The sequence below is a fragment of the Kushneria marisflavi genome, from assembly GCF_002157205.1.
GTDB lineage: Bacteria > Pseudomonadota > Gammaproteobacteria > Pseudomonadales > Halomonadaceae > Kushneria > Kushneria marisflavi.
In genome coordinates this window covers 1451879-1464461 of the sequence record NZ_CP021358.1, presented here as the reverse complement: position 1 = coordinate 1464461, position 12583 = coordinate 1451879, and the positions used below count along the sequence as shown (strand labels likewise).

The window sequence follows — 12583 nt, the reverse complement described above, 5'->3', positions numbered from 1 at the left end:
GAGTGATCAATGCAACATTGGCTGAAAGACTTGCAGAGAAAACCAAAGCTGCTGCTGGTGGATGACCAGCGCATCAATATTCTGACGCTGCATGAATTGTTTCGAGAAGAGTGCGACATTTTCATGGCCATGAACGGCGAGCAGGCTTTGGAAACCTGTCGAAAATCGTTGCCTGATTTAATCCTGCTTGATGTGCACATGGAAGGTATTGATGGTCATGAGGTGTGTCGTCGTCTCAAAAAAGATCCGGAAACCCATGATATCCCTGTCATTTTCGTAACGGCTCAAGGGGCTGAAGAAGATGAGGTGCTTGGTCTGGAGCTCGGAGCGGTGGACTTCATCGTCAAACCGATCAATCCGACCATTGTCAGGGCCCGGGTCAATACCCATTTGACGCTCAAGTACCAGAGCGACCTTCTGCGCTCCCTCGCTCTGCTTGATGGTCTGACAGGCGTCGCCAACCGTCGCAAGTTCGATGAAGAACTGGGGCGAACCTGGAGACAGAGCCTGCGTGAGAAGACCGAACTCTCGATCATCATGATCGATATCGATTATTTCAAACGCTATAACGATCACTACGGGCATCTGCGAGGCGATACGTGCCTGCAGTCTGTCGCCGGTGCGCTGGAAGCCGCGGTTAATCGTCCATATGATCTGCTGGCGCGCTATGGTGGTGAGGAGTTCGTCTGCCTGTTACCCAATACCCATTTGAAAGGCGCGGTAGTAGTGGCTGAACGCATGCAGGCCTGTGTCCGGGCGCTTCAACTCGAACATGCGGATTCCGGGATCGGACAGGTGGTGACCGTGTCGATGGGCGTCGCGACGATGACAGCCAACTCGACTGATGGCGCACAGGTCTTGCTGGAGGCAGCAGACAGGCAGCTTTACAAGGCCAAGCAGGCCGGGCGTGCCTGCATTCGGTCCGGCATTTAACCTCTCTCTCGCCGGCACTGCTGCCAGCCAAACCACCTTGACCCCTTTCATGTCAGTCTGGCCGCGGGCAGCTCCGTCCAGCGCGTGGTCCATCGATTCGAGCGATGGCCACAGCGCAGCTGCCAGTCGGCATTGCGTCGCTGCACTCCGACCGTGACCGCGTTGCGTCCAAATCGCGTATTGAGCTGATCCAGCGTGGCCATCAGGTGGTCGCTGCGCTGTCGCTCATCGTCCGACTGTGGGGTCTGGAAGACATCGAGCTGCTGGCCATCGACGTCCATCAGGTCCATGAGCTGAACCCCACATTTCTGATAAAGAATGCGGTGTGGTTTCCAGAGCCGTGCCAGCGCCCTTTGGGCAGTGGCCACGATCTCGAAGGTATTGTCGGTCGGGCGCGGTAATGGCAGCACGACCCTGTCATGATCCTGCGCCAGATGCCGCATGTGAGGGTTGGTGCGCAGCATGACCATCACGGCGCCTGCCAGGCTTCGCTGAGCTCTCAGCCGCTGTGCACTGCGTGAGGCATGCGCTCGCACGGCCTCTTCGATGTCCCGACGAGAAGAGGTCACCCTGCCGAACGAGCGGCTGGTCATGATCATCTTTCGACTGTCAGGCGACTCGTTCATGTCGATGCAGCTCACGCCGCACAGCTCGCGAACGGTGCGCTCGAGCACCACCGAAAACTGCTGTCGAATCCAGGGTGGATGGGCCTGCGCCAGCGTCAGTGCCGTCTCGATACCGATCGAATGCAGGCGGGCCGCCACGCGTCCACCAACGCCCCAGATGTCACCCACCGGCGTGCGTGCCAGCAGTGCCTGCGTATCAGGGCTTTTGATATCGCCGAGCATGAACACGCCGTCGGTGGCCGGGTGACGCTTGGCGTGACGATTGGCCAGCTTGGCCAGCGTGCGGGTCGGGGCAATGCCCACCGACACCGGCAGACCGGTCCATTGATACACCGTTTTGCGCAGGGCATGGCAGTGCGCGGCAAGTGTTGAGGCCTCAAGGCCTTCAAACCCCAGCCAGCTTTCGTCTATATAAAGGAAAGAAGACTAACTATGGACATGGCTCTACGCCAAGTCACACCGCTATTCAAAACAGCATCAGGCTGTCCATGGAAAGAAGCCGTTTTCATGCGACATAGCCTGGTTATGTCCATGGTATATCGATTAATTTAATTGTACTCACTGACCGTTTATATTTGCTTTGTCCACAAATTGCGCTCTGCCTCACTCCTGTCGACACCAGAAAGGCGATGGCCAGAGAAAATGACCAAGATCAGCCTCGAACCTTTCGCAATAGACGACGATTTGGAAACGGCAGTGGCCTACTGGGTCTACATTGATATACAGACTAGGTCGACTCGCGGAGTGTTCATTATTGGCGTGCATGTTTTAGATCAAACGTTCTATCTCATGGAGTTCCAATGCCGATTTGAGCACTGGTTGCGCCAGGTACTCTCTAGCGTGCGGCACGTTCAAGGGGGCGTCCAAAAGTTGGTGGGACGCTGCCTAGGCGGCGCTGATACTTTCAAGCACCCTAAATCCAAAAATGAACAGATATCCTGCGAAACCTCTGTACTGAATGTTTTTCGCAAGCTCGGTATTGCGCGCAGTGACTGGTGTAGGTGCTATATGCTTTTCTGACGATAAGCCAATGCTGCCAGCCTTCAGTGACGGACGAGGATCTTCGCTGCGATGGGCGAGGTGATCATCTGAATTACAGCAAAAAAGGCAGCTGGGATCGCGATTTCAGATGGTAAGCCAGAAGCAGCTACAAATGCTGCGGCAATGCTGAATTCCTTTTTGCTGACAGTGAAAAGATAAGTAATTATCTCTTTGCGATCGGAGGTAAGTAACCTTGAGGCCATGCCTACCAGGTACCCAATCAAATTAAGGCACAGCGCCACGCCCGCAATCACAAATGCATACCAGCCATAACCAATGATCGTGGTGGCATTCGGTCCTACCATGGCGAGCAGGATCAGCAGATACAGAATCGACCCTATACCTGCATACGCTGAATCATGCCATGCAAAAAAAGTCGTAAACCTTGTTCGCAAGCTCACACCGATAATGGTTGGGACAAGCACGATCAGCGTTAATTCGAGAATAATTGAGCCAAGCGGAACGTCTAGCTGGATACCGGTGAGCCATAAAAACAAGAACGGAACAATAAACGGACATAACGCGGTGTTAACCGCATTGAAAACAGCGGCAAGTGCCACATTGCCTCTCGCCATCAGTACCAGAAGAGGAGATGACACATCCGTAGGCAGAGTGCCGAGCAAGGTTTGGCCAGCAGCCAGCGAGCCGCTTCCAAAAAATAGACGGCCAGTCAGCCACCCGGCAATCGACATCGGCCCATAGACTAGTCCCAGGGCCAACAACTGGCGCGATGGCTTACGGAACACGATGCGAACTGCATGTGCGTCGAACGTGAGGCTGATGATCAACATCAGTAACGCCAGCAATGGCCCAATCGCGGACTCAAGCATTATTCCGGTGGCTGGAAAGAATAAGCCTACCCCCGCGACAGCCATCACAAACCAGACAAGGTGTGCCTCGACAAAATAAATGAATCTGCTCATGGTGGCTTTGACGTTACCGGTTGAAGTGAATGGTGCTCCCAAAACAAGGTCACTTTCTGCACCGCAAGCCCAAGGCGCTGCATAGCCGTCGCTTAACCAGGCTCTAGCAGAAGCCTCAATGATTACTATCTGCCCAGCATGCCATGACTCGTTTGGGAGCTGGGGCCGCTCCTCCTGATCAAGCAGTTCAAATAGACAATGCTCAAGGGTTGAAGCTTTAGTTGCTAGAGGTTTTATAGTAACAAGAACGGATAATTCGAGAGAGGGTAATAGATGGGACATCATCATGATCATCCCCACATTGATCCTGCTTCTGGCGACCGGCGCGTTAGCATCTCCATTTGGGCCAATGGACTCTTAACCATCGCTCAAATCGTCGGTGGTATTATGGCTGGAAGCCTATCGCTGATCGCTGATGCGTTACATAACTTTTCTGACATGGCAGCGTTGGTCATTGCCTTTGCCGCTCGTAAAATCGCCAGACGGCCTGCCGATGCGCACATGACCTTTGGCTATGGCCGCATCGAGATAGTGGCAGCACTTATCAACTACACCACTCTGATTATTGTTGGCGCCTACTTGATTTACGAAGGCGCTATGCGGATGATCAATCCCCCTGAGATAGAAGGTTGGACGATCGTTATTATTGGTGGCATCGCGCTTGTCATCGACGCCCTCACTGCGGTGCTTACTTGGTCAATGCAAAAAGAGAGTGTCAATATCCGTGCCCTTTTTCTGCATAACTTATCGGATGCGTTTGCCTCCATTGCCGTGATTATCGGTGGATCACTTATTTTACTGTACGACATGCGCTGGGTAGACCCCGCGATTACGATAGGGATTGCGCTATATATCCTTTACCTTGCTTTCTCTGAAATTGGTGGCCCTATCCGTACGCTAATGCTGGGGTCTCCCCCGGACATTGACGGTCAGTCAGTCATTGAGACCGTAAAAGATGTCGAGGGTGTCCAGAATATTCACCATGTGCATCTATGGCAGATGCAGGAAAACACGGCAGCCCTTGACTGCCACGTGGTCCTGACAGAAATAGGCTGGCATCAGATTGAATCAGTCAAGGCAGAGATCAAGGAACAGCTAAAAATGCGCTTCAATATTGCTCATTCCAGTCTGGAGTTTGAGCATAGTGACCACGCTCATCAAAATGCCAGCTTATATGGACATGAGTGACAGACAGAGGCTTGTTCTCCAGATCATATTTTTAGAGATTGGCTTCATCCCATAGCGATTGGCCTATTTTTCAACTCGGATTTTCCAACCATGGCTGAAAAAAGCTCGCCAAAATCGATAGGCCTCACAAGGCGATTTTGATGAATCCGCTATCCTCGATATTGCTTACCAGGGGGGGTTGATCGAATGGCCGCCGAAAAACAACTGACTTCTGCTAAGGTGCAAACAGTGATCGACCAAAACATGACGGATGTCAGTACCAATCAGATTCGCCAAACACCAACCTTTTTCATCAATAGCGAACCTTTAGATCCCTTTGGTATGCAAGAGCTCATTGATACCGTCGAGAGTAAAGTAGAAAAGATCTCTACGAAAAAGGATAGCCAGTGATACAGCGCTGGTGGTTAATAGGTTTGGTGGGCTTATACCCCGTGCTAGCCGAAGCCAATTGGCAAACGCATCTTTCGTTGCCGCCGGCTGAATCAGTATCCCTCGGGTTACCGGCGGCTGGCGAGCAAGAAGGCACCACGATGCAGGCTGGCGTTGACACCCTGATCATTGGGCGCGATGTCGTCATTGAGACTACCCTTTATGAAGCCTTTTCAGCAGAAGAAGTTCCCACGCGTTTCGCCACCAAACTGGAAACATTGCTAAGCGAATTTATGGAGGCTCCGGTGGAGTTTTCCGCCAGTGAGCGTATCCAGTTAGTGTGGGAGGAAGATCGACGCCAGGATGGCACTCGCATTGGGCCACCGCGCCTCAATTATGTGGCTCTGCCTGATCAGGCAGAGCCTGTAGAGATCATATGGCCGGTCGCCAGAAAGGGAGGCGTAGCATTCTTTCAGGATGACATCCTGCTAGACACATTGCGATTACCGGTTCCTGGTGCCCGCTTAACGTCTCGCTTCGGGAATCGGCGACATCCTGTGTATGGAGGGGTTCGTCCTCATAATGGAATTGACCTGGCTGCGCCGGCTGGAACACCGGTCATCGCCACCGCACCCGGGCGCGTATCCTTCCTGGGTCGCCAGGGAGGGTATGGGCAGGTGATAGAGGTGGAGCACGACACGGGGGCGATCAGTCGCTATACACACCTTAGCCGATTTTCCCCACAGCTAGTGGTTGGGGATTTAGTCAACGCGGGGGAGTCGCTAGGAAAGGTAGGTTCATCTGGGCTCACCACGGGCCCCAACCTGCATTACGAAGTGAGGGTCAATAACCAGCCTTTTGACCCTCTTGATCAAGGCCAACGCATCATGCTGGGTGAACAGCCGACTCAAAAGGAGTATGAGGCTTCACTTTATGAGGCAAGAGTTCGCCTGGAACAGGCTATAGGTACTGCATCCATTTATGACTTGATCTCGCTCAACCAGCAATAACCACCCGTGTTCAACGGCTTTGCATGAAGTGTGGATAATGTGAAGATATGGTTTTGTCTTTATCGAGCCTGAGCTTTTTGATCAGCTATCCATCATTGTACAGGTAACATTTATGGAGGATGTTTCTCCCGTTACCATGGGTGTATTGGCAAGCCTTGCGGCGGGCCTGATGACGGCCATTGGTGCGTTTCCTGTCTTGTTCACCAAAACACCCAATCGCGGTGTCCAGGATTTAGCGCTGGGGTTCGCCGCTGGTGTCATGCTGGCGGCCTCTTTCTTTTCGTTGATCATACCTTCCCTGGAAGCCTCGGAGCTGCGCTATGGAGGTAGCGTTGTACCTGCGGCAATTGCCTGCGCTGCCATCTTGCTGGGAATGGGAACGGTAGCACTACTGAACGAGTTTTTGCCTCATGAGCACTTCGATCAGGGTCGAGAAGGGCCGGAGGCTGCCTCACTACGCCGTATATGGTTGTTTATTATTGCGATTACGATACACAACCTGCCAGAAGGACTCGCCGTTGGCGTGGCTTTTGGCGCAGGAGGTAGCGAAGGAGGCATGCCACTTGCGATTGGCATTGGACTTCAGAATGCACCGGAGGGGCTGGCCGTAGCAGTATCGCTGCTAGGCGTGGGCTATTCACGTTGGCGGGCATGGACGATTGCAGCCCTTACGGGGCTTGTTGAGCCATTGGGTGGCTTGTTGGGCACTGGCGTCGTCAGCATGTCACAAACGTTACTGCCCTGGGGATTGGCCTTTGCTGCCGGAGCGATGCTGTACGTGATCAGTCACGAGATTATTCCCGAAACTCATCGGAGCGGGCACCAAAAAAAGGCCACGCTGGGCCTTTCCATCGGATTGGTGCTCATGCTGTTTTTGGATGTCTCGCTGGTCTGACGCGTTGGAAGAGGAAAATAGCGTGGGCTCTAACCCAGGTCTTGAGCCCCTCCATGTGAGTTTTCAGTGATACAGAGCTGATGATCACTGATGACTTCAATGATTCGGCAGCTTTCCACTTTGCCTCCGGCACAATGCGTGACCATGCGTTGCAGCTCCTCACGCAGTGCAGACAGTCGTTGAAGACGAGACTCTACTTTTTTCAAATGATGTGTGGCAATGGCATCGACTTCCTGGCAAGACATGTCAGGCTGATCTGACATTGCCAAAAGCTCTCGCACTGAGGCCACCGAAAAGCCAAAGTCTCGGGCATGGCGGATGAAACTCAAACGCCGAACTGTGTCATCTCCATAACGGCGCTGCCCTCCGTCGGTTCGTGACGCATCGCGCAACAGCCCGATACGCTCGTAGTAGCGAACCGTTTCAGGTTTGCAATCGGCCCGCCTTGCCAACTCACCAATGCTGATACTTTGCCCCCTCATCGACATGGTAAAACTCCTTCCGAAGAGCTTGAAGCTGTAGTTGCTACAAGGTTTACACTTCGAAACCATAGTTCATATGGGAGGGGCGATTCCATGAAAACATCAACGCAGACAGCAGAGCCTACCGTCTTGACGCTGCGTGTCGAAGGCATGGACTGCGGCGGTTGTGAGCGCAAGGTAGTGTCTGCGCTGGAACGACTGGACGGCATTGAGGAGGTGACGGCAAGCTCTGTCACGGGGTCGGTGAAGATTCACCACCACGATCACAGGCCCCCCTCGCAAAAAACCATTGAAGGCACTCTGAACGAGCTAGGCTACCAAGTGGTCTCCGATGATGACCACAAACAGGCGTCCAGCTCTTCAATTCCCTGGTGGCAAACCGCCAAAGGGCGCCTGGTCATTATCACAGGAAATCTGCTGGTAGTGGCCTTCGTGCTTGGTTTGGCATGGCCTTCGTTGGGTAATATCCCTTTCATTCTGGCCACGCTGGTCGGCTTGATGCCCATCGCGAAGAGTGCCTGGGGCGCACTCAAGATGCGCAACCCTTTTACCATCGAGATGCTGATGTGCATTGCGGCGCTTGGCGCATTGGCCATCAATGCCGCTGCTGAAGCAGCAATGGTCGTGTTCTTGTTCGCCGTGGGAGAGCTGCTCGAAGGAGTAGCCGCTTCACGGGCGCGACGCAGTATCTCAGCCTTGGCAAACTTGACGCCGTCAACCGCAAGACTGATGGACAATGGCGATCTGCGTGACGTCTCGGCAGAATCGCTTGAACCCGGTCAGCGCGTGCTGGTGCGTCCCGGGGATCGCGTCCCCTGTGATGGACGTATCTTGGTGGGGACGTCAGACCTGGACGAATCGCCGGTAAACGGTGAGTCCATACCCCGTTCGCGCGCACCAGGTGATGACATTTTTGCTGGCACAGTGAACCTTGATGCCGCCCTGGAGGTGGAGGTAACACGAGGCGCAGATGACAACACCATTGCGCGTGTCATCCGTCTGGTTGAGGAAGCGCAGGCTGCCAAGGCGCCCATAGCCCGCTTCATAGATCGTTTTGCTTATTACTATATGCCCGCCGTCGTCTTGCTCGCGCTACTGATGGCGATAGTGCCACCGCTGGTATCGACCATGGCATGGTCGGAGTCGATTTACCGGGCGTTAGCATTGCTGTTGATCGCATGCCCCTGCGCACTGGTGATTTCAACCCCTGCCGCCATTGCCGCAGGGCTCTCGGCGGGCGCTCGGCGCGGCCTGCTGATCAAAGGCGGTGTCGTTCTTGAACAGTTAGGCAAGCTTCGCCTGGTAGCGCTAGACAAGACGGGCACTCTCACTGCGGGTACCCCAAAAGTCACGGATGTTGAGTCCTGGGCTATCGAGGAAGGCGATAAAAACGTATTACGGCTTGCCGCCGCGATAGAGCGAGATTCCAGTCATCCTATCGCTACGGCGATCGTCGATCATGCCCATCAGTCGGGCCTGACCCTCCCCCTGGCCACCGGCAGCCGCGCTCTGGCGGGACGCGGCGTTTCAGGCCGGGTGGAGGATCGCGAGCTAAGCTTGGTAACGCCTCGTCACCTTCATGGGCAAGTCATGCTTGATGAAAGTATCAGTGCGCGGATTGTCGAGTTGGAAGAAGCCGGCAAGAGCCTTGCTATCCTCGTCGAAGGCGAACGTCTACTGGGCTTGATCGCTGTTCGCGATGAACCACGCGAAGATGCCCTTGAGGGCCTGGCGGCGCTATCGCGGTTGGGTGTGCAAGCCGTGATGCTCAGCGGTGATAACACACGGACCGTCGCTGCCACTGGAGACCGCCTGGGCATTGAAGCGCATGGCGAACTGATGCCTGAAGACAAGGCAGAGTATATTCGTGACTGGCAAGCGACGGGCCGTGGCCCCGTCGGTAAAGTAGGCGATGGCATCAACGATGCCCCGGCCCTCGCGGCAGCCGATGTCGGTATCGCCATGGGCGGCGGCACGGATGTGGCGCTGGAAACGGCAGATGCGGCCTTGCTAAAGAATCGCGTTACCGGCATCGCCGAGCTGATAGACCTCTCTCGAACCACGCTGCGCAACGTCAAAACCAACGTCGTTCTCGCCCTTGGCCTAAAAGCCATTTTTCTAGTCACCACGGCTCTGGGTATTACCGGCATGTGGATTGCGGTGATGGCCGATACCGGTGCAACCGTCCTGGTTACGCTGAATGCCATGCGACTGCTAGGTTACCGATTTTCGCCCGATAACTCGTTGACAGGCCTGTCTCAAGGGAAAACAACGTCATGAAAGCAGCGCAAAACGACGGCCCTTCACATCGTTGGCCATGATTCACCCTCGCTGGCTTGATTGGTAGTGCAGCCATGCAAACCCCTACCACAGTCGAAAGCCTGTACGTACAGCCTGATGCTCGGCCGCGCGCTTGGTAATACCGTTAATCATTTGGCGCGAGGGCGCGTCGTCGACTATCGGGACGTTTACCGGGCGAATGGCATTGGCCCGCCTTTAACATGGCCGATATAGCGTTATTGACAAGTGTATTGATGTACGCAATGACGTTATGGCGTGAGCGTCCTGCTTTTAAGCTCTTTGAGTAACAGTATGGACTCGGTCAAGCAAGAGAAGAGAGATTCATTTTTTACTGGGCGACTCTCACCAATAGTCGATTGCCTTGTAGCGCTAGCCGCCGGGGTGTTGACCACCTTGAGTGCTGCCCCTTTCTTCCTGTGGTGGCTTGGCCCAGTGGCCGTGGCACTGGTCTATTGGAAGATACAGACACTAACGCCCGCGATGGCCACCCTGCGCGGGTGGTGCTATGGAGTAGGCCTGTTCGGCTCCGGCACGTCATGGGTCTTCGTTGCTATTCACGATTTCAGTGGCACGGGGGCCCTTGGAGCGATACTCCTTACCTCTCTTTTTGTCAGCGCCCTGGCGCTCTTTTTTGCAATCCCCTTTGGGCTCTATCGACGCATAACGGGGCCACGGTTAGCCTTTCTCAGCTTTGCCGGTGTCTGGGTGATTAGCGAATGGCTACGCACCTGGTTGTTTACCGGCTTTCCCTGGTTATTGCTGGGCACCTCTCAGATAGATTCTCCACTAGCCCCCTGGGCGCCCGTTGGGGGTGTGTACTTGCTGTCACTCTTTACTGCGCTGACAGGCACGTTAGGGGTAGAGATGCTACGCCGCCGCTGGGGTTGCCTTGTCCCGATTGCCGTGCTGTGGCTCGTTCCTTTCCTGTTGCCTACCCAATGGACAACCCCGGCTGGCGACCCCGTACGTGTGACGTTGTTGCAAGGGAATCTTGACCAGCGCATCAAATGGAGTGCCAAAGGCCAGCGTGAGGCGATCAATATCTACACAAAGATGACGCAGGAGCAATCAGGGCAGACTGATCTCATCGTTTGGCCTGAGGCAGCACTTCCCATGTTTGAGCAGGAAGCGCAAAGAATACTCGAGCAAGTATCGTCTGATCTCGGGCCGGGTACCCCGTTACTTACCGGTATCTTGCAGCGCGACAATGAAGGGCGCTCCTACAACAGCGTTATCGGTCTAAATAACGTACAAGGCCAATACCAAAAAGCCCACCTGGTACCGTTTGGCGAGTACCTGCCGCTAGAAAGCCTCCTCGCCGACACCCTCGCTTTTTTTGACCTGCCAGCACCAGGCATGGCCCCAGGATCAGACAAACAGGCACCGTTACACGTAGCCGGGACAATCATTGGCAATGCCATCTGCTATGAGATCATTTTTGCCGATCATGTAGCCCGGCAGGCACGTAATGCAGAACTGCTATTGACGGTTTCCAACGATACGTGGTTCGGGCGTTCCATTGGCCCACTCCAACATCTTCAAATGGCGCGTCTACGCGCCTTGGAAAATGGCCGTCACCTGATTCGTGCCACCAGTAATGGCGTAACGGCCATGATCGACTCCCAGGGCCATGTCACTGCCCGCGCCCCACAGTTTGAACAGACCAGTTTAACTGGCGAGGTAACCCCTATGCAGGGCCTGACCCCGTTCACTCGCACCGGTAGCTGGCCCGCCTGGATACTCGCTGCCCTGCTGATGCTGCCTAGATTATTACCACTGAACCTGTTCAAGCAGAAGAGGCACACTGAGCGCCCACAGCATTAAAGCATCACTTCCATAATGCCATGGGTTGGCCGCACCCGGGATTTACTCTGAATAATGCGCTCCGGCCCAGACAGCATGGACAACCGTCTATCAGCGCTTTCCACAGTGGCGTGATGACGGCATCTTCGATCGGATTCTGGCACGCCTACACCTTCGTCTTTGTGAAGACGGCATCATGGATATCGACACCTGAATGATGAATTCAACATCCATCAGAGCGGCTCGATCAGCCAGCGGTGCCGGTAAAAAAGGCATCGGTATAACCACCGGATCATACCCTCGGCCGTAGCCGTGGCGGTCTGGGCACGAAGATACATCTTCTGTGTGACAGCCGCGGCTTTCCTCTTGTCTTCTCCCTTTCCACAGGCCAGTGCGCCGATTCGATACACCTGACCGAACTGCTGTAGAAGGTTCGATTACCGGGGCATTCGGGTCGACCTCGCAAATGCGGCCGTTACATCGTGGCGGACAAGGGCTACAACAGCGATGTGCTGCGACGCTACTGTACACGTTACGACATGCGTCCGATCTCATCCCGCGATGCCGCATGCATCGACGCCCGCGGTCGGGTCTGCCGCATAAGTTCGACCGGCCAAAATACCGTCAGCGCAACGTGGTGGAACGCCTGTTTGGCTGGCTGAAGGAAAACGTCGGTTGAATACCCGTTACGACAAACCGGCCAGCAGCCTCAGGGCCATGGTGTCGCTGGACTGCCGAGCGATGCATGAGAGCCGACTTTTCAGACAGAACCTGATCACTGTGCTTCCATTGGACGGATCTATCACCGTTTCCGACATGTTGGTTTTGGTTCGATTGATGCTGGCTGGAACCGGCATGAAGCGGCGATTCTTTGGCTGCCATGCCTCTTTCATCGAAGGATCGGTGTGGAGAGTAGTTAATGCCAATGCGACTGGATGGCCTGACGAGCGCAATGGCACATAAAACTATCCCGTAAAGAGCTTTCCGAACGCTCTAAAGTGCGACTTCTTCT

The 12583-nt window shown here is 54.6% G+C and carries 10 protein-coding genes and 1 pseudogene; 8 read left to right on the top strand and 3 right to left on the bottom strand.

The annotated features are described in order from the left end of the window. Positions 1 to 9 precede the first annotated feature (9 nt). Complete coding sequence (locus B9H00_RS06780; RefSeq protein WP_086900011.1) at positions 10 to 933, top strand: diguanylate cyclase domain-containing protein; 924 nt, start codon at positions 10 to 12, stop codon at positions 931 to 933. 47 nt (positions 934 to 980) lie between these two features. On the opposite strand, the gene B9H00_RS16925 is transcribed toward B9H00_RS06780, so the two are convergent. Together B9H00_RS16925 and B9H00_RS06765 are read right to left on the bottom strand one after the other, a co-directional pair. Further along, positions 981 to 1955, bottom strand: coding sequence for a DinB/UmuC family translesion DNA polymerase (locus B9H00_RS16925; protein WP_236944409.1), 975 nt, complete (start codon positions 1953 to 1955; stop codon positions 981 to 983). 647 nt (positions 1956 to 2602) lie between these two features. Next, positions 2603 to 3811 (bottom strand): bile acid:sodium symporter family protein, encoded by a 1209-nt coding sequence (locus B9H00_RS06765; RefSeq protein ID WP_236944376.1) that lies wholly within the window; start codon positions 3809 to 3811, stop codon positions 2603 to 2605. On the opposite strand from B9H00_RS06765, the gene B9H00_RS06760 reads away from it, so the two are divergent. The 4 genes from B9H00_RS06760 to B9H00_RS06745 all read left to right on the top strand — a co-directional run bounded on the left by B9H00_RS06760 (position 3797) and on the right by B9H00_RS06745 (position 6985). Further along, a complete protein-coding gene (locus B9H00_RS06760; protein WP_086621610.1) occupies positions 3797 to 4711 on the top strand; it encodes a cation diffusion facilitator family transporter in 915 nt (304 codons plus the stop codon). The two genes, B9H00_RS06765 and B9H00_RS06760, sit on opposite strands and share 15 nt — an antisense overlap. A 186-nt stretch (positions 4712 to 4897) precedes the next feature. Continuing rightward, the gene (locus B9H00_RS06755) at positions 4898 to 5101 is read left to right on the top strand and encodes a DsbA family protein (protein WP_086621611.1); all 204 of its coding nucleotides are present in this window, start codon (positions 4898 to 4900) and stop codon (positions 5099 to 5101) included. A 41-nt stretch (positions 5102 to 5142) separates the two neighbouring features. Next, positions 5143 to 6090, top strand: a complete 948-nt coding sequence (locus B9H00_RS06750) for a M23 family metallopeptidase (protein WP_147376579.1) — start codon at positions 5143 to 5145, stop codon at positions 6088 to 6090. A 112-nt stretch (positions 6091 to 6202) separates the two neighbouring features. Continuing rightward, entirely contained in the window at positions 6203 to 6985 is a 783-nt protein-coding gene (locus B9H00_RS06745; protein WP_086621613.1) for a ZIP family metal transporter, read from the top strand. A gap of 29 nt (positions 6986 to 7014) precedes the next feature. Here the strand turns inward: B9H00_RS06745 and B9H00_RS06740 are convergent, their stop codons facing one another. Beyond that, positions 7015 to 7473: a MerR family transcriptional regulator gene (locus tag B9H00_RS06740; protein ID WP_086621614.1), complete on the bottom strand. Its 459-nt coding sequence runs from the start codon at positions 7471 to 7473 to the stop codon at positions 7015 to 7017. 87 nt (positions 7474 to 7560) lie between these two features. Between B9H00_RS06740 and B9H00_RS06735 the strand changes: the two genes are divergently transcribed. The 3 genes and pseudogenes from B9H00_RS06735 to B9H00_RS17025 form a co-directional block, all read left to right on the top strand. Next, on the top strand, positions 7561 to 9747 hold the full coding sequence (locus tag B9H00_RS06735; RefSeq protein WP_086621615.1) for a heavy metal translocating P-type ATPase: 2187 nt from the start codon (positions 7561 to 7563) through the stop codon (positions 9745 to 9747). A 312-nt stretch (positions 9748 to 10059) separates the two neighbouring features. Continuing rightward, positions 10060 to 11592, top strand: a complete 1533-nt coding sequence (lnt, locus tag B9H00_RS06725; protein ID WP_086900009.1) for an apolipoprotein N-acyltransferase — start codon at positions 10060 to 10062, stop codon at positions 11590 to 11592. Between the two features lie 76 nt (positions 11593 to 11668). Continuing rightward, a pseudogene (locus B9H00_RS17025) lies at positions 11669 to 12346 on the top strand (IS5 family transposase); the annotation flags it as partial. Positions 12347 to 12583 lie beyond the last annotated feature (237 nt).